24 protein-coding genes are annotated in these 25,033 nt (G+C 54.8%); 16 read left to right on the plus strand and 8 right to left on the minus strand.

Annotated features, from left to right (window positions below; translation table 11 throughout):
* The 4 genes from EHN13_RS10570 to EHN13_RS10585 form a co-directional block, all read left to right on the plus strand.
* Positions 1 to 1,628 (plus strand): tetratricopeptide repeat protein (locus EHN13_RS10570; RefSeq protein WP_170166185.1); only part of this gene is annotated, 1,628 nt, incomplete at its 5' end.
* A 73-nt stretch (positions 1,629 to 1,701) separates the two neighbouring features.
* Positions 1,702 to 3,141 (plus strand): sugar porter family MFS transporter, encoded by a 1,440-nt coding sequence (locus tag EHN13_RS10575; protein ID WP_003838420.1) that lies wholly within the window; start codon positions 1,702 to 1,704, stop codon positions 3,139 to 3,141.
* The gene (locus EHN13_RS10580; RefSeq protein WP_124021366.1) at positions 3,141 to 3,983 is read left to right on the plus strand and encodes an aldose 1-epimerase; all 843 of its coding nucleotides are present in this window, start codon (positions 3,141 to 3,143) and stop codon (positions 3,981 to 3,983) included. Before EHN13_RS10575 ends, EHN13_RS10580 begins: the two co-directional genes overlap by 1 nt.
* A gap of 88 nt (positions 3,984 to 4,071) precedes the next feature.
* Positions 4,072 to 5,220 carry a 3-phenylpropionate MFS transporter gene (locus EHN13_RS10585; protein ID WP_003037650.1) on the plus strand — a complete coding sequence of 383 codons (1,149 nt, stop codon included), beginning with the start codon at positions 4,072 to 4,074 and terminating at the stop codon, positions 5,218 to 5,220.
* Here the strand turns inward: EHN13_RS10585 and csiE are convergent.
* The 7 genes from csiE to EHN13_RS10630 form a co-directional block, all read right to left on the minus strand.
* Positions 5,215 to 6,492 carry a stationary phase inducible protein CsiE gene (csiE, locus tag EHN13_RS10590; protein ID WP_003037652.1) on the minus strand — a complete coding sequence of 426 codons (1,278 nt, stop codon included), beginning with the start codon at positions 6,490 to 6,492 and terminating at the stop codon, positions 5,215 to 5,217. The genes EHN13_RS10585 and csiE overlap by 6 nt on opposite strands.
* An 862-nt stretch (positions 6,493 to 7,354) precedes the next feature.
* A complete protein-coding gene (locus tag EHN13_RS10605; RefSeq protein ID WP_101742013.1) occupies positions 7,355 to 7,954 on the minus strand; it encodes a KpsF/GutQ family sugar-phosphate isomerase in 600 nt (199 codons plus the stop codon).
* On the minus strand, positions 7,951 to 9,588 hold the full coding sequence (locus EHN13_RS10610) for an FGGY-family carbohydrate kinase (protein WP_061068343.1): 1,638 nt from the start codon (positions 9,586 to 9,588) through the stop codon (positions 7,951 to 7,953). Before EHN13_RS10610 ends, EHN13_RS10605 begins: the two co-directional genes overlap by 4 nt.
* Before the next feature lie 17 nt (positions 9,589 to 9,605).
* Positions 9,606 to 10,559 carry an ABC transporter permease gene (locus tag EHN13_RS10615; RefSeq protein WP_003037658.1) on the minus strand — a complete coding sequence of 318 codons (954 nt, stop codon included), beginning with the start codon at positions 10,557 to 10,559 and terminating at the stop codon, positions 9,606 to 9,608.
* Between the two features lies 1 nt (position 10,560).
* Entirely contained in the window at positions 10,561 to 11,550 is a 990-nt protein-coding gene (locus EHN13_RS10620) for an ABC transporter permease (protein ID WP_115601659.1), read from the minus strand.
* A complete protein-coding gene (locus tag EHN13_RS10625) occupies positions 11,543 to 13,051 on the minus strand; it encodes a sugar ABC transporter ATP-binding protein (RefSeq protein WP_124021368.1) in 1,509 nt (502 codons plus the stop codon). Before EHN13_RS10625 ends, EHN13_RS10620 begins: the two co-directional genes overlap by 8 nt.
* Before the next feature lie 104 nt (positions 13,052 to 13,155).
* Positions 13,156 to 14,139, minus strand: a complete 984-nt coding sequence (locus EHN13_RS10630) for an autoinducer 2 ABC transporter substrate-binding protein (RefSeq protein ID WP_032949791.1) — start codon at positions 14,137 to 14,139, stop codon at positions 13,156 to 13,158.
* Between the two features lie 420 nt (positions 14,140 to 14,559).
* On the opposite strand from EHN13_RS10630, the gene EHN13_RS10635 reads away from it, so the two are divergent.
* Together EHN13_RS10635 and EHN13_RS10640 are read left to right on the plus strand one after the other, a co-directional pair.
* On the plus strand, positions 14,560 to 15,198 hold the full coding sequence (locus EHN13_RS10635) for a DUF1007 family protein (RefSeq protein WP_124021369.1): 639 nt from the start codon (positions 14,560 to 14,562) through the stop codon (positions 15,196 to 15,198).
* Positions 15,189 to 16,169: a nickel/cobalt transporter gene (locus EHN13_RS10640; protein WP_124021370.1), complete on the plus strand. Its 981-nt coding sequence runs from the start codon at positions 15,189 to 15,191 to the stop codon at positions 16,167 to 16,169. The genes EHN13_RS10635 and EHN13_RS10640 overlap by 10 nt, the downstream gene beginning before the upstream one ends.
* A 72-nt stretch (positions 16,170 to 16,241) precedes the next feature.
* On the opposite strand, the gene suhB is transcribed toward EHN13_RS10640, so the two are convergent.
* Positions 16,242 to 17,045 carry an inositol-1-monophosphatase gene (gene suhB / locus EHN13_RS10645; RefSeq protein ID WP_003037670.1) on the minus strand — a complete coding sequence of 268 codons (804 nt, stop codon included), beginning with the start codon at positions 17,043 to 17,045 and terminating at the stop codon, positions 16,242 to 16,244.
* Positions 17,046 to 17,163: 118 nt separating this feature from the next.
* Here suhB and trmJ point away from each other — a divergent pair, with 118 nt between their 5' ends.
* From trmJ to pepB, 10 genes are all read left to right on the plus strand, one after another.
* Entirely contained in the window at positions 17,164 to 17,895 is a 732-nt protein-coding gene (trmJ, locus tag EHN13_RS10650; protein ID WP_048218399.1) for a tRNA (cytosine(32)/uridine(32)-2'-O)-methyltransferase TrmJ, read from the plus strand.
* Between the two features lie 173 nt (positions 17,896 to 18,068).
* The gene (iscR, locus tag EHN13_RS10655) at positions 18,069 to 18,560 is read left to right on the plus strand and encodes a Fe-S cluster assembly transcriptional regulator IscR (protein WP_003037674.1); all 492 of its coding nucleotides are present in this window, start codon (positions 18,069 to 18,071) and stop codon (positions 18,558 to 18,560) included.
* 112 nt (positions 18,561 to 18,672) lie between these two features.
* Complete coding sequence (iscS, locus tag EHN13_RS10660) at positions 18,673 to 19,887, plus strand: cysteine desulfurase (RefSeq protein WP_003037677.1); 1,215 nt, start codon at positions 18,673 to 18,675, stop codon at positions 19,885 to 19,887.
* Between the two features lie 25 nt (positions 19,888 to 19,912).
* The gene (gene iscU, locus EHN13_RS10665) at positions 19,913 to 20,299 is read left to right on the plus strand and encodes a Fe-S cluster assembly scaffold IscU (protein WP_002913991.1); all 387 of its coding nucleotides are present in this window, start codon (positions 19,913 to 19,915) and stop codon (positions 20,297 to 20,299) included.
* Between the two features lie 20 nt (positions 20,300 to 20,319).
* On the plus strand, positions 20,320 to 20,643 hold the full coding sequence (gene iscA / locus EHN13_RS10670; protein ID WP_003037681.1) for an iron-sulfur cluster assembly protein IscA: 324 nt from the start codon (positions 20,320 to 20,322) through the stop codon (positions 20,641 to 20,643).
* Positions 20,644 to 20,751: 108 nt separating this feature from the next.
* Positions 20,752 to 21,267, plus strand: coding sequence for a co-chaperone HscB (gene hscB / locus EHN13_RS10680; RefSeq protein ID WP_124021371.1), 516 nt, complete (start codon positions 20,752 to 20,754; stop codon positions 21,265 to 21,267).
* A gap of 15 nt (positions 21,268 to 21,282) precedes the next feature.
* Positions 21,283 to 23,133 carry a Fe-S protein assembly chaperone HscA gene (hscA, locus tag EHN13_RS10685; protein ID WP_003037687.1) on the plus strand — a complete coding sequence of 617 codons (1,851 nt, stop codon included), beginning with the start codon at positions 21,283 to 21,285 and terminating at the stop codon, positions 23,131 to 23,133.
* 1 nt (position 23,134) lies between these two features.
* The gene (gene fdx / locus EHN13_RS10690; protein ID WP_124021372.1) at positions 23,135 to 23,470 is read left to right on the plus strand and encodes an ISC system 2Fe-2S type ferredoxin; all 336 of its coding nucleotides are present in this window, start codon (positions 23,135 to 23,137) and stop codon (positions 23,468 to 23,470) included.
* Positions 23,471 to 23,481: 11 nt separating this feature from the next.
* Positions 23,482 to 23,682 (plus strand): Fe-S cluster assembly protein IscX, encoded by a 201-nt coding sequence (gene iscX, locus EHN13_RS10695; protein ID WP_003037694.1) that lies wholly within the window; start codon positions 23,482 to 23,484, stop codon positions 23,680 to 23,682.
* A gap of 61 nt (positions 23,683 to 23,743) precedes the next feature.
* Complete coding sequence (gene pepB, locus EHN13_RS10700; protein ID WP_061068340.1) at positions 23,744 to 25,027, plus strand: aminopeptidase PepB; 1,284 nt, start codon at positions 23,744 to 23,746, stop codon at positions 25,025 to 25,027.
* The last annotated feature ends 6 nt before the right edge of the window (positions 25,028 to 25,033 follow it).

The following is a 25,033-nucleotide window of genomic DNA, read 5'->3' on the forward strand; positions in this document are numbered from 1 at the left end:
GAGGCGACGACGACAGCGCGTGGGATAATTATTATAAGGCCAGCTGGAGCGGCAACTGCCGGGATGCGGCTTTCTGGTCGTTAGCGCGTTTGGCGATGAAGCGTCAGGATTACGCTGGCGCGTTGGAAAAGGTGGAGCAGAGCCTGCGCTTTAACGGCAGTAATAACCTGGCGATGGGACTGAAAGCGCTGGCGCTGACAAAGCTTGATCGCAATGCGCAAGCGCTGGACTACATTCGCCAACAGCTGGTGGATTATCCGCTGAGCTATACCCTGCACTATGCGCGCTGGGCTATCTGCCAGGACGAGGCGACAGCGCTTGCGCTGATCTCGATTACCGGGCGTCGCGGGACCAACGCGTGTGAACTGGCAGGCTGGCTGACCTCTTTGGGGCAAAAGGATGCTGCCCGTGGCGTGCTGGAACTGCTCGACAGCCAGGAAACGCTGCCGATGCTGTGGCGCGCCTCGCTGAGCGATAATCCACAACCCTTCATTGAACGTGCTCGTGAGTGTCTGCAAAACCGCGTGCGTTTCCCCAATACGCTGGATGAAGTGCAGATGCTGCAAACTCTTGAGCAAAGCGCTTTTGCCCGCTATTTACTCGGCTGTTTCTGGTACAGCAAACGGCGTTATGCCGAGGCGGTTTCCTGCTGGCAGTTCACGCTTGCGCAGGAAGCGGATTTCGCTCCGGCGCATCGTTTACTGGGGATTTACGCCTGGAACAAACTGCACGATGCGCAGCAGGCGAAACAGTATCTGTCGCAAGCCGTGGCGCTGGAGCCGCAAAATGCCCGCTTCCTGTTTGAACTCGACTATCTCAACAAGCTGATGGCACAACCGGCTGAACAGCGCCTGCAGCGGCTGGAAGCCAGTAAAGAGATTGTCTTCCTGCGTGATGATCTGACGGTGGAACTGCTCAGCTTGTGGAATGGGTTGGGGCGCTATGACGATGCCGCCGCAGTATTACGTGAGCGGGTGTTCCATCCGTGGGAAGGCGGTGAAGGTAAAGCCACCGGGCAATATCTGCTTAATCAATTACATCGCGCGCTGGCTGCCGTGCAGTCCGGCGACCCGCAAACTGCTATTACGCAACTGCAACAGGCGCTGCACTATCCGCAAAACCTCGGGGAAGGCCGTTTGCCAGGGCAAACGGATAACGACATCTGGTATTTGCTGGGGTATTGCGCGCAGCTGCAAGGCCATTTCGAAGAGTCTCAGCGCTACTTCTCCCGTGCGACGCGAGGCGGAAGCTCACTGGATGCCGGACGTTACTACAACGACCAGCCAGTGGACTATCTCTTCTGGCAGGGTATGGCGCAGAGAAAACTTGGCGATGATGCAGAGGCGGACGCTCTGTTCAATAGCTTCCTGCAATGGGTTGAGTCGCATCACGACAACGTGCCGGATGTCGATTTCTTTGCCGTATCGCTACCCGACCTGGTGGTGCTGGATACCTCAGCAGAAGCAAAACACCAGCAACACTGCCTGTTTATCAATGCGCTCGGGCATCTGGGGCTAGGAAATAGCGCCGCCTGTCAGCGTGAACTTGATGAACTCCTGCAACTCAATCCGGCACATGACAAGGCATTACTGCTGCGTCACGCCATTAACGTAAGGCTTTTCCAGTAACACTCGAAACGGGTGGGGGATAACCTCACCCGAAACCTACTGTACCCTGCGTTTCCCTGAAAGAGGAATCATAATGAATAACGCGCAGACACATTTAAAGATTGGTTACGTCTGGACTATCTGCCTGGTTGCGGCCTGCGGAGGTTTACTGTTTGGCTATGACTGGGTGGTGATCGGCGGGGCAAAACCCTTCTATGAAGCATATTTCTCGATTACCGATCCGGCGCAATCCGGCTGGGCGATGAGTTCCGCGCTGGTTGGTTGTATCTTTGGCGCGCTGATTTCCGGCTGGTGCGCCGATAAATTTGGCCGAAAAATGCCGCTGATTCTTTCAGCGATCCTCTTTAGCGCTTCTGCATGGGGAACTGCCGTCGCCAGTAACTTCGATATGTTTATTGTCTATCGCATTGTGGGTGGCGTGGGGATTGGTCTGGCGTCTGCGCTAAGTCCGCTGTATATCGCCGAGGTCAGCCCGGCGGAAAAGCGAGGTCGCTTTGTTGCCGTTAACCAGCTCACCATCGTCATTGGCGTGCTGGCGGCGCAGCTTATCAACCTGATGATTGCCGAACCTGTTGCCACAGGCGCTACGCAGCAGGCCATTGTTGAAAGCTGGAACGGTCAGACAGGCTGGCGCTGGATGTTTGGTGCTGAATTAGTGCCTGCGGTAATTTTCCTGGTGCTGATGTTCTTTGTACCTGAATCGCCGCGCTGGCTGGTGAAAGCGGGCAAAGCCGATCGTGCGCGTGCCATGCTGCAGCGCATTGGTTCGGCGGAATATGCCGGGCAAACGCTGAAAGAGATTGAACATACGCTGCAAAAAGATAATCACAAGGTCGCGTGGTCAACGCTGTTACAACCGCAGATCAAACCGATCGTGATTATTGGCATGGTGCTGGCAGTGTTCCAGCAGTGGTGTGGGATCAACGTTATTTTCAACTATGCGCAGGAGATCTTCGCCTCTGCCGGATTCGACATCAACGGTACGTTAAAATCGATCGTGGCGACAGGGATCATCAATCTGGTCTTTACCCTTGCTGCTCTGCCGTTAGTGGACAAAATTGGCCGTCGTAAATTGATGCTGTTCGGCGCGTCAGGATTGACGGTTATCTACGTACTGATTGCCGGGGCGTACGGGTTGGGCATTATGGGCTGGCCGGTTTTGGTTCTGGTGCTGGCGGCAATCGCGATTTATGCTCTGACGCTGGCGCCGGTGACCTGGGTGCTGCTATCAGAAATTTTTCCCAACCGCGTGCGCGGGCTGGCAATGTCGCTGGGGACGCTGGCGCTGTGGATTGCTTGTTTCCTGCTGACCTATACCTTCCCGCTGCTCAATGCGAGTCTGGGCGCGTCGGGAAGCTTCCTGCTGTACGGTGTGATTTGCGCGATGGGCTTCATCTATGTTCTGCGTAATGTACCGGAAACCAAAGGCGTGACGCTGGAAGCGCTGGAAGAACAGCTGGCGGCGCAGCATACAAAAGTTGGTGCATCAACCCAACCGCGAAGCGCTCGCTAATGGATGGTCTGCTGACGCTACAAAACGCACATCTGCGGATGTGCGTCGATCCGCAGGGCGGTTCTCTATTAAGCCTGGTTTCGTTACAACATCAACAGGCCATTTTACGCGAAGGTCATGGTCAGCGGCCTGGTGATTGCGGCCTGTTCCCGATGCTGCCGGTCGCGAATCGGGTGGCGGGAAATCGTTTTATGCTGCGCGGTGAAGAGGTGGTTTTACCTCAGCATGGCGCAGACGACACTTTCTTCCTGCACGGTGACGGCTGGCTGCAACGCTGGCAGATTATTACCGCTACCCAAAGCGGCTGTTTGCTGCAGTTGCGCAGTTGGCACCCCTGCGGCTACGACTATACGGCGCGGCTTTGCTATCAACTGGAAACCTCAAGCCTGCACGCCTCGTTGACGCTCACTCATTGCGGTGAACAGCCAATGATTTACGGCTGCGGGTTCCATCCGTTTCTCGCCTTTGATAAGCGCAGCACGGCGCAGTTCACCGCCGGCGGTTACTGGCCGGAGGGGGAACAGCATCTGCCGCTGGAATGGCAACGCGATATCCCTTCAGCGGCGGATTTCATGCATGCGCAATACGGTGAGGATAGCTGGCTGAATGTCGAATATTCTGGCTGGAGCGGGCGGGCCGTTATTCAGCGGGATGTGATGAAAGTCACGATTTTAGCGCAAACTCCGTGGTTGATGCTGTTCAGAATGTCGGGTGAGGAGTTCCTGTGCCTGGAGCCGCAAACGCATCCGGTGAATGCCCACAACATGCAGGGGCAGCCGGGATTGCAGGTTTTAGCGCAGGGAGAACGCTGCCATTTTGCGATGCAAATTAGCGTCGAATAGGGCAAAAATCATGTTATCTGCCTGTTAATGCTCTCTTGCGCCAGCCTGCGTTTGTCGCCAGACTATCGCCTCCAAACGGGAGGGATTCATGGCTTTGCATTCCACGCGCTGGCTGGCGCTCGGTTATTTCACCTACTTCTTTAGCTACGGTATCTTTCTGCCTTTCTGGAGCGTCTGGCTCGAAGGGTTAGGGCTGACGCCGGAAACCATCGGTTTACTGCTGGGCGCGGGGCTGATTGCCCGTTTTCTCGGTAGCTTGCTGATTGCACCGCGTGTGAGCGATCCCTCTCGGCTGATCTCAGCGTTACGTATTCTGGCCTTATTGACGTTGGTGTTTGCGCTGGCCTTCTGGGCGGGGACCAACGTGGCGTGGCTGATGGTGGTGATGGTCGGCTTTAACCTGTTTTTCTCGCCGCTGGTGCCGCTGACCGACGCACTGGCCAACACCTGGCAAAAACAGATAACCATGGATTACGGTCGGGTGCGACTGTGGGGATCCGTGGCCTTTGTGATCGGCTCTGCGTTGACCGGCAAACTGGTGAGCCTGTTCGACTATCGGGTGATCCTGGTCCTGTTATCGCTTGGCGCCGCCTCAATGCTGCTGGGCATGATGATTCGCCCGAGCGTGCAGCCAGCGGGTGAAAACCGTCAGCAGGAGAGCGCAGGATGGCCCGCCTGGCGCGCGCTAATAACCCAAAGCTGGCGCTTTCTGGCCTGCGTGAGTCTGCTGCAGGGCGCGCATGCAGCTTATTACGGTTTCAGCGCCATTTACTGGCAGTCTGCCGGGTATTCCGCTTCGGCGGTGGGCTATTTATGGTCTTTAGGCGTGGTGGCGGAAGTGATTATTTTTGCGCTCAGCCACAAGCTGTTCCGCCGCTTTAGCGCTCGCGATCTTCTGCTGCTTTCCGCCGTTTGCGGCGTCGCGCGTTGGGGCCTGATGGGCTGGAGCACAGAGCTGCCGTGGCTGATTGTGGTGCAAATCCTGCATTGCGGAACGTTTACCGTCTGCCACCTGGCGGCGATGCGTTACATTGCTGCGCGACAGGGCAGTGAAGTGATTCGTCTCCAGGCGGTATATTCTGCGGTGGCGATGGGCGGCAGTATCGCCATCATGACCGTTTTCGCCGGCTATCTGTACCAGAACCTGGGCAGCGGCGTATTCTGGGTGATGGCGCTGGTGGCGCTACCAGCTATCGTTCTGCGCCCGAAAGTGGTGGCGCAGCCTGCGACGTTATGATTCAAGGATTTTGCGGATCTGCTGCTGCTGGTGAGACGTAAGCGCCAGATCCGCATGAATCAGCGGGGGAGAAAACAGCGGTAGCGGCGTGGTGTACGGTGTAATAATCAGCGTTACGCCACGCGGCGCTCCCTCTTTTTGAAAGTCCTGCATCGGCATATGCTTTACGTTGAGCGGCAGCAGCGTCAGTTCGCGCAGCTGTTGCTCTATATGCGCTTCAAGTTGTTCGTTACTACCGGTCAGCAGGATAATCTGCTTTTCGTGCAAATCCTTCTCCTGCATCAGCCAGGCGCCGAAAATAACGGCGACCAGGCCGATCTCTTCTTCTGAAAACTGGACATCGTATTCCGCTTCAAAGCCGTGAATCGCCTCGCGGGTAGTTCGAACCAGCCGGGGATAAAGTCGGCTGAACTCCTCCGGTAGTGTGTTATCAATGCCGATGGCAAATACGCTGCGGTTCAGTGCCTGGGCCAGGTGGATATACAACTGGTCATTCAGCCCTTGCTCGTCGCTGAAGCGCACGTTGCCATACTCGCGAAAACGCAACACCAGCCGCGCAATAGCAAGGCGCAGGCGGCGATCCTGCTGGTGATTATCGCGGATCGGGTCGGGGATGCGGATCATTGAGAATAACAACGCCATAAACAGCGATTCGCCCAGCGGCGCACTTTGCATGACGTGGCGCTGCCAGTGGCGGCCAATTTCCTCGGCGAGCGGATACTCAGCGCAGGATTGTGCCCACCGTTGCTGGAGTGGATTAAACTCCGGGGTGATCCCCGCGTGGTGCTGTAGCAGACAATATTGTAAATACAAGCGCAGGAACTGGATGTCACGACACTCAAACGGCTTCTGTAAGCGCCGGGAGCACAGATTGATGAGCGCATGCAGATTGGTGTCGTCATACAGCGTACGTGCGATACCTTGTTGTTTAAGAGCAATTTTTAAAGTGGGCGTGAAATGCTGAGCGATAAAAGTAGGGCAAATCCGCAGGCCACGGCGCAGCCACTGCAACAGACACAGACGCTGATTTAGCGGGGTTCCTTCGATCGCATAGCCACCATTCTGCGCGGTGGCTATCGTGAGCCGGTGATAGCGCTGGATTTCGAGCCCTGCGCCAATAATATCTTCCTGAACCGTGGCATCATCGACACCATTGAGGCTGCTGAAGGTTTGTGTAGTCGCGATTTGCCCCGGCAGGAAAAGCGTCAGCAGAACCTGGCAACGGCGCTGGGGAGCGGAAAGTACAGATGGCGGAGCAAGCGTTGACATCATCTGTAGGGTCTCCCGTAAGTATGTTTGATAAGAATAGCTAAAGTTTGCTCATAGATTTGGAGAATGGAATGCTTTCCACCAGGAATGCTGGAGAGCGTCACAGAATTTTTAACGTGCGGAACAGATAGCGGGAGTGGAACGCAGCGCGTTAATCCGTTTTTTCACTGTTTTATCTTTTGTTTAGATATAAAAAAATGCCAGAGGGGGAATGCTGGCGGAGGGTGGTATGAACATGCTATCGCAGAGAAAGGGTTCCGTTCACCTCAGCAGTGTCATTTCTCTGAAGCGCTGATACCCGTGAACGTGCAAGGGAGGCTCACCGTCGCCTCCCTTGCATCCCAGGCTCCCGGCGGGAAAATCGTCGCTACGCGATGTATTCGTCTTATGCCGTCTGCCTGTCGGGTCGGGGTCGAGCCTGCGTCCCTGCAGGCCGTCCCCTCTGCCCGCATTCCTGCGGGCAGACCCGGTCAGCCGTCAACGCCTCATCGATTTTCAGCCGGACCGGGGTCATCGCTGCAACGCTCTGACTTCCAGTTAAATCTGTTTTGCTGTTCAGATATATTCAAATAAAAATGCAGGTGGTCAGGTGTGGGCTGGTCCGGCTGAAAATTGCCGACGTGGTTCCGTAAGGCCGGGAGAGCCAGCATGGATGCTGGCTCAGGGCGCGTTTTGCAGGGATGCTACCTCGCGCCCGGCCCGGTAGCCTGGAGGAATAAGCGGAGGGTATTGCGTAGCAACAATTTTCCCGCCGGGAGCCGGGATTGTTAAGGGTACGGCGATAGTACCCTTAACACGTTCACAGGCAGTATCGTTTCAGAGAAGTGAAAAACATAAGGTGAACGTAACAATACGCCGGATGGCGTTACTGCTCACGACTCAGCGTTAATCCCACATCGCCGCCCGGATGTACCGCCAGCAGCGTTTCCTTTGAGTATCCGCTCTCGCTCATCAGACAGGCACAGGCGGCGTCAAAGATAGCCAGCACCAGTAAAATAGAGGTGGTAGCCAACATGTTCAGCGGATCGGCCTCGCGCTGTACACCGGTGGAAATCACCAGCCTCGAGGCTTTAGCAATGGCCGAATCGGCGTTTTCAGTCACGCTCAGGATGGGCACATTCCTCGCAGCCAACCCGGGCAGCAGCCGGGTGAGCTCGTCCGAATTCCCCCCGCGCGACAGCATAATCACCAGGTCGTTAGCGCGTAAGAAGCCCAAATCGCCATGCGCTGCATCCGTTGCGTTGAGATAAATCGCCGGACGTTCCACGCAGGCGAGCATATGCGCGACTTTACGCGCCGCAATACCGGATGTACCGACGCCGGTCACGACGATTTTCCCTGTACAACTGCGCAACTCCGCCATCAGCGACTGCCAGACCGGTTCAGTCAGATGCTGCCCCAGACCCGCCAGGGCATCGCTATAGAGCTGAAATACGTCGCTGGCCTGAGACCATGAATCACTCATGCGTCCTCCTGCATCAACTGGCGGTATTTCATATGGTCCTGATACATCTCGTGGAACACCCGATATTTGCGATCGTAGTACTGCTTAATGCGATTGGTCTGCGGGGTGACCGTTTTACCTATCCGGCTCATCGCTGACATTGCTTCCGGGAAGGTATCGAACACGCCCGCGGCGATAGTTCCCATCATGGCGCCACCCAGCAGCATGGCTTCGCTCTCTTCAGGCAGCAGCATCGCACAGCCGGTGGCGTTGGCATGCTCCTGAACGAAGATCGGGTTTTTCGTCCCGCCGCCGCTGGCCATAATGGTATCGATGGTATAGCCGCTTTGATTCATCGTTTCAATGATATGACGGGTTCCCAGCGCAATGGCCTGAATGGTCGCGAGGTACTGTAACGCCATATCTTCCGGCGTGCGCGACAGCTTCAGTCCGGTGATAGCGCCTGTGAGCGTTGGGTTGGCGCGCGGTGAACGGTTGCCGTGGAAATAGGGCAGGATGTGCATATCGCGGGTTAAAAATGCGATATCTTCCGGCTCACCGGCCATTTTACGCAGCAGCGCATTCAGCACTTCATAAATGGTCTGCCCTTGAGATTTCGCCTGGGTCAACAAGGTTTCGTAACAAGGATGCGACTGAATAACGTGGTCGATTAACGCCCCGGTTGCCGACTGTCCACCTTCGTTAAGCCAGTATTCTGGCAGCACTGCTGAGTAGTAAGGACCCCAAACGCCGCCGATAAAACGCGGCTCTTTGGAAATCGCCATGTGTCCGGTAGAGGTGCCGCCAATCAGCGCGATACGACGGTCAAAATCCGCCACCTCGCCGGAAACACCGCTTGCGCCGAGCGTGCCGAGCGTACCGGCGTGGGCATCGATGATCGAGACGCTGACCGCGGTCCCCGGAATCAGCCCCATTTCGCTGGCGGCGCGTGCGGACAGCCCGTGACCGAGCGGTTCGCCCATGGTTTTCACGTAGCGACCAATTTTGGCGGCATCATGTTCCAGCAAGTCTTCCAGCCCAATCTGGCGGAAATAGCTGGCATCCCATTTGTCTTCATGGCCCATATAGGTCCATTTACACACCGTCGAGCACAGTGAGCGCGTGTCATCGCCCGTTGCGCGCCAGGTCAGGAAATCGGGCAGGTCAAAGTAGTATCCCGCATTGGCCCAGGTGTTGGGCATATGTTGCTTCAGCCACAGCAGCTTTGGCGTTTGCATTTCCGGTGAGATAATGCCGCCAACGTAGTCCAGCACCCGGTGGTGCAGGGCGTTGATGCGTTCGGCCTGGGTAATGGCGCGGTGATCCATCCACACAATGATATTCTGTTCGCTGCGCCCGGACGGACTAATGGTCAGTGGTTTACCTTCTTTGTCCAACACCACCAGTGAACAGGTCGCGTCAAAGCCCAGACCTTTCACCTGGATAGGGTTGATATCCGACTGGTTAATCGCATCGCGAACCGCGTTACACACCGCCTGCCAGATGTTATCGGAAGACTGCTCAACAAAATCGGCCTGCGGGCGGTAAATCTCGATGGCCCGACTGGCCTGGCCGACCATTCTGCCGTTGAGATCAAACACGCCAGCACGGGCGCTTCCGGTTCCGACATCCACACCAATAAAGTAACTTGCCATAATTTTTTCTCCTGAAATCAGGCTTTACGATTCTGTAATGCGATAAAGAGGATCAGCACCGCGCCCCACAGCGCCATCGTCAGATAGCTGCTGACCCCCAGCAAGTTAAGGCCGCTTTCCAGCATTTGCAGCACAATCAGCGCCAGGACCAGGCCGATAATGCGTCCGAAGCCGCCATCCGGATTGATGCCGCCGAGTACGGAGGCAAGGATGGTGACCAGCAGGTAGGACTCACCGTATCCGGCTTTTGCCGAGTTAAATTTCGCCATCATCAAAATGGCGGCGACCCAGCCGAGCAGGGCTGAAATAACGTACACGGAAATTTGTACCCGCACGGTATTCACGCCGCTGTAGCGGGTAGCTTGTTCATTGGAACCGACGAGATACAGGCTGCGCCCCAGCGTGGTGTGCTCCAGCAGTACCCATAGCAGGATTGCCACCAGGAAAAAGAGCAACAGCGCCACCGGAATACCCGCAATCGTGGCGTTGCCAAGGTACTGAATGGCGGTCGGGAAACCCGAAATCACCGTCCCGTTGGAGAGCAGAATATTCAGCCCGGAGATAAGCGTCATCGTGCCGAGGGTGGCGAGAATCGGTGAGACGCCGACCCAGGCAATCAGTGCGCCGTTGAGCGTGCCGATAGCCACCGCCACGGCAGCCCCTGCCAGCAGCGCCAGCACCAGAAACAGCGGGTTATCCGGATGGGTGACGATAATCGCCGCCATCACCAGCGAGCAGGCGTTCGCCCCGGCAATAATTGACAGGTTAATGCCGCCGGTCAGCATGGTCATACCCATCCCGAGGGCCAGCATGCCGAGGATCGGTAACTGTGAGCCTATCGACTGGAAGTTAGCGACGCTAAAAAAACGGCTGCCGAGCAGGGCTGAGAAAACCAGGGCGACGACCACAATAATGACGCATTGCAGACGAATGATGGCATCACCGGGTAAAAATCTGGCGATTGTTTTCATCTCAAAGCTCCCTTGCCAGTTTGCGTTTTTCGTTCCAGGCCGTGGCACTGATGCTGACCAGGATAATGGCGCCGCTGAATACGGTGTGCCAGTAAGAGGAGACGCTGAGTAGCGTCAGACCATTTTGTAAGAAGGCGAGTAAGACAACGCCGAGCAGGGTTCCGGTCAACGTACCGCGCCCGCCGCTCATGCTGGTTCCGCCGAGTACGACCGCCGCCAGCACCGTCAGCTCAAAGCCGAGCAGCGAATTGGGTGCAACTGACTGGGTGATTTGCGCCTGAACCACGGCCGCAACACCTGCCAGAATGCCCATATAGCCATACACGTAGAAATGCAGCTTCAGCAGATTCAGCCCCAGGCGTGAGGCCGCGTCGCGGTTGCCGCCCATGGCGTAAACCTGACGGCCAAGACGGGTATAGTTCATCAGCACTGCGGTAAAGACGATCACCGCCGCCAGGCACAGCAGGGGCAGGGTCAGGCCGTAGTCGTAGCCATCTGCCGCGGTGAAGGAGAACCAGTTAATGCCGTTCATAAACCAGTCAGGGAAACCGTACAGCCAGGTGCCTTTGGTGGCGTATACCAGCAGGCCGTAGTAGACGTTCAGCGTGGCGATGGTAATGATGATTGCCGGAACGCGCAGCCAGTAGACCAGGAAGCCATTAATCAGTCCAAGCAGCAGGCCCACCGCAATCGCAATGGTTAACGCCAGAGCGAAGTTGCCGCCGTGGCCGATCACCCAACTGGCCATCGCATACTGGGCAATCGCGGTCATCGCCGGAAATGAGATATCGATCCCGCCGGAAATCAGCACCACAAACAGCCCACAGGCAAGGATGCCGAGAATCGCGTAGCTGGTGGCCACATCCGTCAGGTTCCCCAAAGACAAGAACTCGTCGGTGCTGATGCTCAGCCCAACCGCCAGCGCCACGACCAGCAGGCCCAGCCAGAATTCATGTTGCCCGATTAAACGGGACAGATGCATCTTATTCATTGATTACCTCGACCACTTCAGCAATCTCCTCTTCACGGCAGTGATGAGGATTAAATTCCGCCACCAGCCTGCCGCGACGCATCACCAGCACGCGGTGGCTGTTGTAATACGCTTCCGGGATTTCATCGCAAATCATCAGCACCGCCATACCTTGTTCCGCTAAATCGCGGGCGATCTGGTAAATGCCCTCTTTGTTGGCGATATCCACGCCTACGGTAGGCGAGTCGAGGATCAGAATGCGGGGATTGGTCGCCACCCATTTGGCAATGGCGATGCGCTGGGCATTCCCGCCGGAAAGCGTTTTGACCGGCAGGTGCGGATCGGACACCTTGATATTTAGCTCGCGGATCAAATCGGCGACCAGCTTTTGCGCTTTATGGTGATCGAGCAGGCCGCTGCCGGTATGCAGCTGATCAAAGACCGTGACGATGGTGTTGTCGTAAATCGACTGCTCCATGATCAGCCCCTGCGTCAGGCGATCTTCTGAGACATAGCCGATCCCGTGTTTGATGGCGTCATGGTTATTACGAAGCGTGACCGGCTGACCGTTAATACGCATCTCGCCGCTTTCCGGGTGTGTCATGCCAAACAGGCTCAAACAAAGCTCGGTACGCCCGGCGCCCAACAGGCCGACAATTGAGACAATCTCGCCGCCGTGTAGCGACAGATTAATGTTCTGGTATTTGCCTCTGCGGCTGAGGTTGCGCAGCTCCAGCAGGGGCTCTCGATCGTCGAATGATTTCTCCGGCAGCGGGCTGTAGTGGAAGCGTTGTCCGGTCATCAGGAAAGCCAGCTCGTGACTGTCCAGTTCGCTGGCAGGATATGTACCCACCAGTTTGCCGTCGCGCATCACGCTGATACGGTCTGCCACTTCCATTACTTCATCCAGACGATGGCTGACAAACACCACGCAAATACCGGCCGCTTTCAGTTCGTTAACCACCTTCAGCAGGCCATTGACCTCCTGGCGGGTTAGCGAGGCGGTGGGCTCGTCCATAATCACCAGACGCGCATCGGCGGCAATCGCCCGGCAAATGGCGACCAGCTGTCGATCAGCAATCGAGAGTTTTTCTACTTTTTTATCGGGATCGATATTCACCCCGATACGTTTCATGGCGGCCAGCGCCTGCTGTTTCATAGCGCCACGACGCACCCAGATATCGCCGCCAGGAAGGTAGCGGTTAACCGCAATATTTTCCGCGACGCTAAAGTTGGGGAACAACGACAGGTCCTGATAAATAACCTGAATGCCGTAGTGGGACGAAAGCTGCGGCGTCAGGTGATGGAACAATTTTCCGTCGAGTAAAATCTGCGCGCCTTTTTCCGGGTGATAAACCCCGGAGATCACTTTAATAATGGTGCTTTTACCACAGCCGTTTTGACCCGCCAGACAGTGAACTTCGCCTTTTCTCAGCGTCAGATTCACGTTATCCAGCGCCAGCACGCCCGGGAATTGTTTGCTGATATTCTCAAGAGTGATAAATGCGGTGGTGTCTGTCATGGACAATACCCCTGCGAGCGTCCTGACGGACGCTGAGTGTTAGTTTGGTGGATAGCGCCGACCAGACGGTCGGCGTTATGGTTTCCCTGGTGTTGGCAAAAGCCTTAGAAACCGAGTGACTGTGCGTTGTCTTTGGTGACTTCGAGGATCTTGTTAAAGCGGATCACTTTCTTCTCCGTGTCGATATCGGCTTTCCCTAAACCGTCGATACTCAGATCTGCATTGACTTCTTTGCCCTGCAACAGCTGATCGGCAACCGTTACCAGCGCATAGCCCGCATCTTTTGGATCCCACAGCAGCGCTTTTTTGATATCACCGCGCATCAGGTAAGGCGCAGCTTGTGCTGGCATGGCGATCCCGACAACGGCGATCTTATCTTTGGCGCGTTTTTTCTGCACAGCCTGACCCGCCCCAATTGGACCCAGTGAGCCGAAGCCGATAATGCCCTTCATCTGCGGATAGGTTTTCATCAGATCCAGCGTTGTGGCGTAGGATTTATCGATGCTTTCCGCGACCGGCAGGCGTGAAGTGACCTCGAACATTTCCGGATATTTTTCTTTCTGGTACTTAATTGCATAATCCGCCCACGCATTATGCAGTGGGACCGTCAGCGAACCGACATAGATGGCATAACCCCCTTTGCCGCCCATGTTTTTTGCTAGCTCATCAACGTTGGCCTGCGCGTATTTTTCACTGTCGATGGTTTCGATATCCCACTGACCGATTTGCTCGTCCGGGGATTCGTGCGTCAGGACCACAATGCCTTTCTCGCGCGCTTTTTTCAGTACCGGCTCAAGAACCTTGGCATCGTTTGGTACCACGATGATTGCGTTGACGTTTTTGGCGATCAGATCCTCAATCACTTTGACCTGCTGTGCCGGGTCCGGCGTAGACGGACCGGTCTGGTAAGCGTTCACATCCAGTTTTTTTGCTGCTTCGTTAACACCGGTTTCCATGCGGTTAAACCAGGGAATACCGGTGACTTTGGCAACCACAGCAATTTCATATTTTTCCGCCGCAAAGGACGTGCCGGACAACATGCATGCAGAAACCAGGGTTGCACTGAGTAATGCGAGTTTGAATTTCATAGTTGTACCTTTCGTAGGGGGCAGGACATGTCACGGCGTGAAGTTAACAACGAATGGAAGAGGGAATGAATCATAAGTTTGGAGAATGTGATATACGCCCATTATTGTGAATTTATGGAAACAAAATGGTTAATAATTGGTTAAATTTGCATGGTTTTACATTCAAATGTTCAAATTAAGTGTTAATTAAGCATTAAAATGAAACTGTTAATTAACATTTTATTATCATTTGACTTAGGCTTTGACGCCGAAAAGGTGTTTGGGTGGAATTTCCCGAAGAAGAAATTATCGAAATTGAGAACTGAATCGATACCGGAAAAGGGTGCTCAATATTTTTTCGTTCAATGGTATCCTCGGCACACTTGCGCCAAATACGGCATCATTATTTGTGGCGGTGTTGATTTTTAACGTGGAGAACTCATGCAAGGCGTTAAACGTATCATTATGACGTGGTTTCTCGTAGTTCTGTCCTTTGGCGCAGGTGCGCATCCCCATAGCTTTATTCATCTGAAAACTGAAGTTGTGAGCGAGAATGATCGGTTCGTCGCGCTGAAAATGCGCTGGACGATGGATGAAATCACTTCGGCCGATCTGCTTTACGATGCGGGGAATGCCAAACCTGGTGATGAAATTTGGAAAAAACTGGCGGCGGAAGTGATGGCCAACGTTCTCGGGCAGCACTATTTCACCGAAGTGTGGCACGATGGGAAAAAGGTAAAGTTTAAAAACAGACCGACGGAATATGGCATGGAGCGTGAAGAACACCAGGCGGTGCTGACGTTCGTTCTGCCGCTGGCCGAAGCTCAACCACTGAGCGGTCAAAAATATACTATTTCAACCTTCGATCCGACCTACTACGTCGATATGAGCTATGACAAAGACAGCGACGCCCGGCTTTCGCAGACCATAAGCCAGCAATGCCATATTTCAGTGCATACGCCGACGCCGAATGAACACATGTTGAGCTTTGCGCAGTCGCTGGATAAAGAAGACGCACCGCCGGAGGATATGGAGTTGGGTAAACAGTTTGCACAGACGGTGACGCTGCAATGTCAGTAGTTTATCAACAACGCGCAGCCAGACGCCGCTGGCTCACGCTATGGCCGCTGGCGGTCTTTTTGTTGCTGGCGACAGGCGGGGTGTTGTGGTTATGGCAGGCCTGGCCGCAGGTGATGATGCAAAGTGTCGTCTGGCAGCGCGACGTTAACCAGCAGATGAGCGGGTTGCTGAAAGCGGTTGCCGCGAACCCCACACGTGCGGGCGGATCTCTGCTGTTGTTTAGCTTTATATATGGGGTATTGCACGCATTGGGGCCGGGGCACGGCAAAATCGTCATCACGACCTGGCTTGCGACGCATCCGTCGAAACTCAAGTCGAGCATTGGGCTGACGCTGGCGTCTTCCCTATTGCAAGGGCTGGTGGCAATAGGACTGGTGGTTGTAGTCCTCACCGTCTTGCAACTGCCTGCCCGACAGCTGCATATGAGCAGTTTCTGGCTGGAGAAAGGAAGTTATGCGCTGGTTGGCGTGTTGGGTGTTTTATTGTGTGTCCGTGCGCTAAAGAAATTGCGCCAGCTGCTGATGCGCCCGAAATTCACCGCCTTTACGCCGCACCATGTGCATCACGAGGGCTGCGGCTGCGGGCATCAGCATTTGCCCAACCCGGAACAACTGCAAAGCGGTGATGACTGGCGCGCCCGGTTGATGATTATTCTCTCTATGGGCATGCGCCCATGCTCTGGCGCAATTATGGTGCTGCTGTTCAGTAAAGTGGTTGGTGTCTTTAGCTGGGGTATGGCGTCGGCGTTGGCGATGGCGGCAGGAACCTCTTTGACGATTACGTCACTGGCTCTGCTGGTACACAGTTTTCGCTCGCTGGCGGTGAGAATTAGCGGGCATAAAGCGCCGGTGCTGTGGCGGCAAATCGGATGGACAACGCTGGCGTTAGCCGGTGGTGCGGTGCTTATTGTTGCTGCGATAGTGATGTGGATGAGCGCGGTGCCGGTAGGGCGAGGGATAAGACCGTTTTAGGTTAGTGAGCGGAATGGTATGACTTGTAGGCCGGATAAGACGCGAAAGCGTCGCATCCGGCACCACAGCAGATTAACGCTTCAGCGCATCGCTCAGTTCGTCACGCATGTTAGCCAACATGGCTTTAACAACGCGCGGGTTACCTGCAACGATGTTGCCGGTTGCCAGGTAGTTATGACCACCGGTGAAGTCGCAAACCAGTGCGCCAGCTTCACGCGCAATCAGCTCACCTGCTGCGAAATCCCATGGTTTCAGACCGATTTCGAAGTAACCGTCAACGCGCGCAGCGGCAACGTAAGCCAGATCCAGCGCAGCAGAACCTGTGCGGCGGAAGTCAGCGCACTCGGTAAACATTTTGCCAAGAATTTTCATGTAAGAAGCGGCGTGCTGCTTCGCTTTGAACGGGAAACCGGTGGCGATGATGGTGCCGTCCAGATCGCGGGCGGTGCTGCCACGCAGACGATAGCCGTTCAGCTGTGCGCCCTGGCCGCGAGTGGCGGTGAACAGTTCGTTACGCATTGGATCGTAAACAACGGCGACTTCAGTACGGCCTTTAATGCGTACTGCGATAGATACCGCGAAGTGCGGCAGACGTTTTACGAAGTTGGTAGTGCCATCCAGTGGATCGATAACCCATTGAACATCCTGATCTTCACCTGCGTGCTCACCGCTTTCTTCGGTGATGATGGTGTGCTGTGGGTAAGATTTGCGAATAGTTTCGATAATAATCGCTTCGGCGGCTTTATCGACGTTAGTCACGAAATCATTGCTGCCTTTCTGGCTGGTTTCTACAGAGTCTGGGGTTTCGTAGTGTTTGGCAATTACATTACCCGCCTTGCGCGCTGCGCGCACGGCGATGGTCAGCATCGGATGCATCGGTCTCTCTCACTGGATGTTAAAGAACGGGAAAACGGCGCAGAGTATAGCAGCGAGTTCGGAATATGTCTTCGTTTTATGATAATATGCCCGAATAATCTTTAGCCGAAGAAATACAATGCTGCAAAATATTCGAATCGTGCTGGTGGAAACCTCTCACACTGGCAACATGGGCTCTGTAGCCCGCGCAATGAAAACCATGGGTTTAACCAATCTGTGGCTGGTAAATCCACTGGTTAAACCGGACTCTCAGGCCATCGCTCTGGCGGCAGGTGCCAGTGATGTGATCGGCAGCGCGCAGATCGTCGATACTCTCGATGAAGCTCTGGCAGGTTGCAGCCTGGTAGTAGGCACCAGCGCGCGCTCCCGTACGCTGCCGTGGCCGATGCTGGATCCGCGTGAATGCGGTTTAAAAAGCGTCTCTGAAGCGACGAATTCGCCGGTGGCGCTGGTGTTTGGTCGTGAACGCGTTGGTCTGACGAATGAAGAACTGCAGAAGTGCCATTACCACGTCGCTATTGCCGCGAACCCGGAATACAGCTCGCTGAACCTGGCGATGGCGGTGCAGGTCATCTCTTATGAAGTGCGTATGGCCTGGCTGGCAACGCAGGAAAGCGAGAAGACCACAGAATACGAAGAAGCTGAGTACCCGCTGGTCGATGATTTAGAGCGTTTTTACGGTCATCTGGAACAAACGCTTCTGTCGACCGGGTTTATCCGTGAAGGGCATCCGGGACAGGTGATGAATAAGCTGCGCCGTCTGTTTACGCGCGCGCGTCCTGAGAGCCAGGAGCTGAACATTTTGCGCGGGATTTTAGCGTCAATTGAGCAACAGAATAAAGGCAAGTAAACGTAACGCCTCCGGCAAGTAAAAATGGCACTGAAGGTTAAATACCTGACTAAATTAGTCAAGTAAATAGTTGACTGATTTAGTCGGGAATGTCAGACTTGCCCCTGCTATGCAATACCCCCATTTTACAATAAAAAACCCCGGGCAGGGGCGAGTTTGAGGCTAAGTAAGACATGAGACTGACATCAAAAGGGCGTTATGCCGTGACCGCAATGTTGGACGTTGCGCTCAACTCCGAAACGGGCCCGGTACCGTTGGCTGATATTTCTGAACGTCAGGGAATTTCCCTGTCATATCTGGAGCAGCTGTTTTCCCGTTTGCGTAAAAACGGTCTGGTTTCCAGCGTACGTGGACCAGGCGGCGGGTATCTGCTGGGTAAAGATGCCGGCAGCATCGCAGTAGGTGAAGTAATCAGCGCTGTGGACGAGTCTGTAGATGCGACCCGTTGCCAGGGCAAAGGCGGTTGTCAGGGCGGCGATAAATGCCTGACCCACGCGCTGTGGCGCGATCTGAGCGATCGTCTGACCGGTTTCCTCAACAACATTACGTTGGGCGAACTGGTGAATAATCAGGAAGTCCTGGATGTGTCTGGTCGCCAGCACACGCATGACGCTCCACGCACTAATCGTGCACAAGACGCGATCGACGTTAAGTTACGCGCATAATAATAGTATTTTAGAATCAGGCCGGGGCGTCAGACGCCCCGTTAACTCGGTCGTACATCCAGCCGGTTGCCTGATTCCTTGCATTGAAGCGATGTACGGAGTTTATAGAGCAATGAAATTACCGATCTATCTCGACTACTCCGCAACCACGCCGGTGGACCCGCGTGTTGCCGAGAAAATGATGCAGTGTCTGACCCTGGACGGAAACTTTGGTAACCCAGCGTCTCGTTCACACCGTTTCGGCTGGCAGGCTGAAGAGGCGGTAGATATCGCCCGTAACCAGATTGCTGACCTCGTGGGCGCTGACCCGCGTGAAATCGTCTTTACTTCCGGTGCGACTGAATCCGATAACCTGGCGATTAAAGGTGCAGCCAACTTTTATCAGAAAAAAGGCAAGCACATCATCACCAGCAAAACCGAACACAAAGCCGTGCTGGACACCTGTCGTCAGCTGGAGCGCGAAGGGTTTGAAGTCACCTACCTCGCCCCGCAGCGTAACGGCATTATCGACCTGAAAGAACTTGAAGCGGCAATGCGTGACGACACTATCCTCGTGTCCATCATGCACGTGAATAACGAAATCGGCGTGGTGCAGGATATCGCGACTATCGGCGAAATGTGCCGTGCGCGCGGCATCATCTATCACGTTGATGCGACCCAGAGCGTGGGCAAACTGCCTATCGATCTGAGCCAACTGAAAGTTGATCTGATGTCCTTCTCCGGCCACAAAATCTATGGTCCGAAAGGTATCGGTGCGCTGTACGTGCGTCGTAAACCGCGTATTCGTATTGAAGCGCAGATGCATGGTGGCGGTCACGAGCGCGGTATGCGTTCCGGTACGCTGCCTGTGCACCAGATCGTCGGCATGGGTGAAGCCTACCGCATTGCCAAAGAAGAGATGGAAACCGAGATGGCGCGCCTGCGCAGTCTGCGTAACCGTCTGTGGGACGGCGTGAAAGATATGGAAGAAGTGTATCTTAACGGCGATCTCGAGCAGGGTGCACCGAACATTCTCAACGTTAGCTTCAACTATGTTGAAGGCGAATCGCTGATTATGGCGCTGAAAGATCTGGCTGTATCCTCCGGTTCTGCATGTACTTCTGCAAGCCTGGAGCCATCCTACGTGCTGCGCGCGCTGGGGATGACCGACGAGCTGGCACATAGCTCAATTCGTTTCTCTTTAGGTCGTTTCACTACCGAAGAAGAGATTGACTACGCCATTAATCTGGTTCGCAACTCCATCGGCCGCCTGCGTGACCTTTCTCCGCTGTGGGAAATGTTCAAACAGGGCGTGGATCTGAACAGCATTGAATGGTCACATCACTAATCGGTACCGATAAGGAGAATTCAGCATGGCTTACAGCGAAAAAGTAATCGATCATTACGAGAATCCACGTAACGTGGGTTCTTTTGACAACAGCGACGAGAACGTGGGCAGCGGCATGGTGGGTGCACCAGCCTGTGGCGACGTGATGAAGTTGCAGATCAAAGTCAACAATGAGGGTATCATTGAAGACGCGCGTTTCAAGACTTACGGCTGCGGTTCCGCTATTGCTTCCAGCTCTCTGGTTACCGAATGGGTAAAAGGGAAATCTCTGGACGAAGCACAGGCGATTAAAAACACCGATATCGCCGACGAGCTTGAACTGCCACCGGTGAAAATTCACTGCTCTATTCTGGCTGAAGACGCGATTAAAGCCGCGATTGCGGATTACAAAAGCAAACGTGAAGCAAAATAATTAAGAGTTGAGGTTTTATTATGTCGATTACCTTAAGCGACAGTGCAGCAGCGCGTGTAAATACCTTCCTGGCAAACCGCGGTAAAGGGTTTGGTCTGCGTCTGGGCGTGAGAACCTCCGGCTGCTCAGGTATGGCCTATGTACTGGAATTTGTTGACGAGCCGGCGGCTGAAGATACCGTGTTTGAAGACAAAGGCGTTAAAGTTGTGGTCGACGGTAAGAGCCTGCAATTCCTCGACGGTACGCAGTTAGACTTCGTCAAAGAAGGTCTGAACGAAGGGTTTAAGTTCACTAACCCGAACGTGAAAGACGAATGTGGATGCGGCGAAAGCTTCCACGTGTAACGCGCTTACTGATAACCCCACCGTGGTCGCCTGCGCGTGGGGTTTGTTTTACCTGACTCTCTGGTTTTGCCTCATCGAACAACAGAGAATCGATGCCCTGAGAATGTTATGGACTACTTCACCCTCTTTGGCTTACCGGCCCGTTATCAGCTCGATACTCAGGCGCTGAGCCTACGTTTTCAGGATCTACAACGTCAGTATCATCCTGATAAATTTGCCAGCGGTTCCCAGGCGGAACAACTTGCTGCGGTTTCGCAGTCCGCCACGATCAACCAGGCCTGGCAAACGCTGCGTCATCCTTTGATGCGCGCCGAATACTTATTGTCTTTACACGGCTTTGATATCCGCAGCGAGCAGCATACGGTGCGCGATACCGCGTTTCTGATGGAACAGCTTACGCTTCGCGAAGAGCTGGACGAAATTGAACAGGCAAAAGACAGTCAACGTTTAGATGCGTTTATGCAGCGTGTCAGCGAAATGTATAACGTTCGCCATCAATTGATGGTGGAACAGCTGGATAGCGAGACGTGGGACGCAGCGGCAGATACCGTGCGTAAGCTGCGTTTTCTCGATAAACTGCGAAGCAGTGCAGAACAACTCGAAGAAAAACTGCTCGATTTTTAATTTCCGGAAGCGAAAATGGCCTTATTACAAATTAGTGAGCCTGGTCTGAGCGCCGCGCCGCACCAGCGTCGTCTGGCGGTAGGTATCGATTTAGGCACCACCAACTCCCTGGTTGCGACCGTACGCAGCGGCCAGGCCGAAACGCTGGCAGATCATGAAGGTCGCCACCTGTTGCCGTCAGTGGTTCACTATCAGCAGCAGGGCTACTCTGTTGGTTACGATGCCCGCGCGAATGCCGCGCTGGATACGGCAAACACCGTCAGTTCGGTAAAACGCATGATGGGCCGCTCTCTGGCGGATATCCAGGCGCGTTACCCGCATCTGCCATATACGTTCCAGGCCAGCGAAAACGGCTTGCCGATGATTGAAACCGCTGCCGGATTGCTTAATCCGGTGCGCGTCTCCGCTGATATTCTGAAAGCGCTGGCCGCGCGGGCAACCGAATCACTGTCCGGCGAACTGGACGGCGTGGTAATCACCGTTCCGGCTTACTTTGACGATGCACAGCGTCAGGGAACAAAAGACGCCGCGCGTCTGGCGGGCCTGCACGTATTACGTCTGCTGAACGAACCGACCGCAGCTGCGATTGCCTATGGTCTGGACTCCGGTCAGGAAGGCGTGATCGCCGTCTACGACCTTGGCGGCGGTACTTTTGATATTTCTATTCTGCGCCTGAGCCGCGGCGTGTTTGAAGTGCTGGCGACCGGCGGTGATTCCGCGCTCGGCGGCGACGATTTTGACCATCTGCTGGCCGATTATATTCGCGAGCAGGCTGGCGTGGCCGATCGTAGTGATAACCGCGTACAGCGTGAACTGCTGGATGCCGCGATTGCCGCGAAAATCGCGCTTAGCGACGCTGATTCTGTAACGGTTAACGTGGCGGGATGGCAGGGTGAAATCACCCGTGAAACCTTTAATGAACTCATTTCCGCACTGGTCAAGCGTACGCTGCTGGCCTGCCGTCGCGCGCTGAAAGATGCGGGCGTGGAGCCGCAAGATGTGCTGGAAGTGGTGATGGTCGGTGGTTCAACTCGCGTGCCATTGGTGCGTGAACGCGTCGGTGAATTTTTTGGTCGTACGCCGCTGACTTCTATTGACCCGGACAAAGTGGTCGCTATTGGTGCGGCAATCCAGGCAGATATTCTGGTCGGAAATAAACCAGACAGCGAAATGCTGCTGCTGGACGTTATCCCGCTGTCCCTGGGACTGGAAACCATGGGCGGTCTGGTGGAGAAAGTGATCCCACGTAACACCACGATTCCGGTGGCGCGCGCGCAGGACTTTACCACCTTTAAAGATGGCCAAACCGCGATGTCCATTCACGTAATGCAAGGCGAGCGTGAGCTGGTGCAGGACTGCCGTTCACTGGCGCGTTTTGCGCTGCGCGGCATCCCGGCATTGCCAGCTGGCGGCGCACACATCCGCGTGACCTTCCAGGTGGACGCGGATGGCCTGCTGAGCGTCACCGCCATGGAAAAATCCACCGGCGTAGAGTCCTCAATTCAGGTCAAACCGTCCTACGGTCTGACCGACAGTGAAATCGCCTCCATGATTCAGGATTCGATGAGTTTTGCCGAGCAGGACGTTAAAGCCCGTATGCTGGCAGAACAGAAAGTCGAAGCGGCACGCGTACTGGAAAGTTTATCCGGTGCGTTGAACGCTGATGCCGCGCTGTTAAGCGCCGCAGAACGTCAGGCTATCGACACCGCCGCCGCGCATTTGAGCGAGGTTGCACTGGGTGACGATGTTGACGCGATAGAACAAGCCATTAAAAACGTAGACAAACAAACCCAGGAATTCGCCGCTCGCCGCATGGACAAATCCGTCCGTAGCGCGCTGAAAGGCCATTCCGTGGACGAGGTTTAATATGCCAAAGATTGTTATTTTGCCTCATCAGGATCTCTGTCCCGATGGCGCAGTTCTGGAAGCTGAGACCGGCGAAACCATTCTTGACGTTGCCCTGCGTAACGGTATCGAGATTGAACACGCCTGTGAAAAATCCTGTGCCTGCACAACCTGCCACTGCATCGTACGTGAAGGTTTTGATTCTTTGCCGGAAAGCACAGAAGAAGAAGACGACATGCTGGATAAAGCCTGGGGACTGGAGCCGGAGAGCCGTTTAAGCTGTCAGGCACGTGTCATCGAGGACGATTTAGTGGTCGAAATCCCACGTTACACAATCAATCATGCACGTGAGCATTAACAGAGGGTAGTATGGGACTGAAGTGGACCGATAGCCGTGAAATCGGCGAAGCGCTGTACGACGCGTTCCCCGATCTCGACCCCAAGACCGTTCGTTTCACCGATCTGCACCAGTGGATCTGTGACCTGGAAGAGTTCGATGATGATCCACAGGCATCGAACGAAAAAATCCTTGAGGCCATTTTGCTGGTCTGGCTGGACGAAGCCGAATAAGTCAACGGGCTGCCCACGGGCGGCCCGTTTTCCTGTATGCGCGAAAATAAGGATAAATAAAATGACAGAAGCCATGAAAATTACGCTTTCCACGCAACCCGCCGATGCCCGCTGGGGTGAAAAGGCGACATACAGCATTAATAATGACGGTATTACCCTGCACCTGAACGGGAAAGATGACCTCGGCCTTATCCAGCGCGCCGCCCGTAAAATTGACGGCCTGGGTATTAAACATGTCCAACTGGACGGTGAAGGCTGGGATACCGAACGTAGCTGGGCGTTCTGGCAGGGCTACAAAGGACCAAAAGGCACCCGCAAAGTTGAGTGGGCCGCTCTGGATGAGGCGCAGCGCAAAGAGCTGGATAACCGCCTGAAAATTATTGACTGGGTGCGCGATACCATTAACGCCCCGGCAGAAGAGCTGGGCCCGGAACAGCTGGCGCAACGCGCAGTAGACCTGCTGTGCTCTGTTGCCTGCGATAACGTCTCTTACCGGATCACTAAAGGCGAAGATCTGCGCGAGCAGAACTACATGGGATTGCATACCGTAGGTCGTGGCTCTGAACGTCCTCCGGTACTGCTGGCGCTGGATTACAATCCAACTGGCGATAAAGAAGCGCCGGTTTATGCCTGTCTGGTTGGCAAGGGAATTACCTTTGATTCCGGCGGATACAGCATCAAGCAAAGCGCATTTATGGACTCGATGAAGTCTGATATGGGCGGTGCGGCCACGGTGACCGGCGCGCTGGCGTTCGCCATCACCCGTGGTCTGAACAAGCGCGTTAAGCTGTATCTGTGCTGCGCGGATAACCTGATCAGCGGCAACGCCTTTAAGCTCGGTGATATTATTCACTATCGCAACGGTAAAAAAGTTGAAGTGATGAATACCGATGCCGAAGGACGTCTGGTACTGGCCGATGGCCTGATTGACGCCAGCGCGCAAAAACCAGAATTGATCATTGATGCTGCCACGTTGACTGGCGCGGCGAAAACGGCACTGGGCAACGATTACCACGCGCTGTTTAGCTTTGACGATCAACTGGCTACCCGTCTGCTGGCAAGTGCGGCGCAAGAAAACGAACCGTTCTGGCGTCTGCCGTTGGCAGAGTTCCACCGTAGCCAGCTGCCGTCTAACTTTGCCGAGCTGAATAATACCGGCAGCGCGGCTTATCCGGCGGGTGCCAGCACTGCGGCGGGCTTCCTGTCCCATTTCGTGGAAAACTATCAGCAGGGCTGGCTGCACATCGACTGCTCTGCAACCTATCGCAAAGCGCCGGTTGAGCAGTGGTCTGCGGGCGCAACCGGTCTGGGCGTGCGTACTATCGCGAATCTGCTGACCGCATAATTCATG

This window comes from Citrobacter youngae, assembly GCF_003818115.1.
In the GTDB taxonomy this organism is placed as follows: Bacteria; Pseudomonadota; Gammaproteobacteria; order Enterobacterales; family Enterobacteriaceae; genus Citrobacter; species Citrobacter youngae.

Coding starts and splice junctions, on each gene's coding strand:
- EHN13_RS10575 (WP_003838420.1), top strand. CDS start 1,702: ATGAATAACGCGCAGACACATTTAAAGATTGGTTACGTCTGGACTATC.
- EHN13_RS10580 (WP_124021366.1), top strand. CDS start 3,141: ATGGATGGTCTGCTGACGCTACAAAACGCACATCTGCGGATGTGCGTC.
- EHN13_RS10585 (WP_003037650.1), top strand. CDS start 4,072: ATGGCTTTGCATTCCACGCGCTGGCTGGCGCTCGGTTATTTCACCTAC.
- csiE (WP_003037652.1), bottom strand. CDS start 6,492: ATGATGTCAACGCTTGCTCCGCCATCTGTACTTTCCGCTCCCCAGCGC.
- EHN13_RS10605 (WP_101742013.1), bottom strand. CDS start 7,954: ATGAGTGATTCATGGTCTCAGGCCAGCGACGTATTTCAGCTCTATAGC.
- EHN13_RS10610 (WP_061068343.1), bottom strand. CDS start 9,588: ATGGCAAGTTACTTTATTGGTGTGGATGTCGGAACCGGAAGCGCCCGT.
- EHN13_RS10615 (WP_003037658.1), bottom strand. CDS start 10,559: ATGAAAACAATCGCCAGATTTTTACCCGGTGATGCCATCATTCGTCTG.
- EHN13_RS10620 (WP_115601659.1), bottom strand. CDS start 11,550: ATGAATAAGATGCATCTGTCCCGTTTAATCGGGCAACATGAATTCTGG.
- EHN13_RS10625 (WP_124021368.1), bottom strand. CDS start 13,051: ATGACAGACACCACCGCATTTATCACTCTTGAGAATATCAGCAAACAA.
- EHN13_RS10630 (WP_032949791.1), bottom strand. CDS start 14,139: ATGAAATTCAAACTCGCATTACTCAGTGCAACCCTGGTTTCTGCATGC.
- EHN13_RS10635 (WP_124021369.1), top strand. CDS start 14,560: ATGCAAGGCGTTAAACGTATCATTATGACGTGGTTTCTCGTAGTTCTG.
- EHN13_RS10640 (WP_124021370.1), top strand. CDS start 15,189: ATGTCAGTAGTTTATCAACAACGCGCAGCCAGACGCCGCTGGCTCACG.
- suhB (WP_003037670.1), bottom strand. CDS start 17,045: ATGCATCCGATGCTGACCATCGCCGTGCGCGCAGCGCGCAAGGCGGGT.
- trmJ (WP_048218399.1), top strand. CDS start 17,164: ATGCTGCAAAATATTCGAATCGTGCTGGTGGAAACCTCTCACACTGGC.
- iscR (WP_003037674.1), top strand. CDS start 18,069: ATGAGACTGACATCAAAAGGGCGTTATGCCGTGACCGCAATGTTGGAC.
- iscS (WP_003037677.1), top strand. CDS start 18,673: ATGAAATTACCGATCTATCTCGACTACTCCGCAACCACGCCGGTGGAC.
- iscU (WP_002913991.1), top strand. CDS start 19,913: ATGGCTTACAGCGAAAAAGTAATCGATCATTACGAGAATCCACGTAAC.
- iscA (WP_003037681.1), top strand. CDS start 20,320: ATGTCGATTACCTTAAGCGACAGTGCAGCAGCGCGTGTAAATACCTTC.
- hscB (WP_124021371.1), top strand. CDS start 20,752: ATGGACTACTTCACCCTCTTTGGCTTACCGGCCCGTTATCAGCTCGAT.
- hscA (WP_003037687.1), top strand. CDS start 21,283: ATGGCCTTATTACAAATTAGTGAGCCTGGTCTGAGCGCCGCGCCGCAC.
- fdx (WP_124021372.1), top strand. CDS start 23,135: ATGCCAAAGATTGTTATTTTGCCTCATCAGGATCTCTGTCCCGATGGC.
- iscX (WP_003037694.1), top strand. CDS start 23,482: ATGGGACTGAAGTGGACCGATAGCCGTGAAATCGGCGAAGCGCTGTAC.
- pepB (WP_061068340.1), top strand. CDS start 23,744: ATGACAGAAGCCATGAAAATTACGCTTTCCACGCAACCCGCCGATGCC.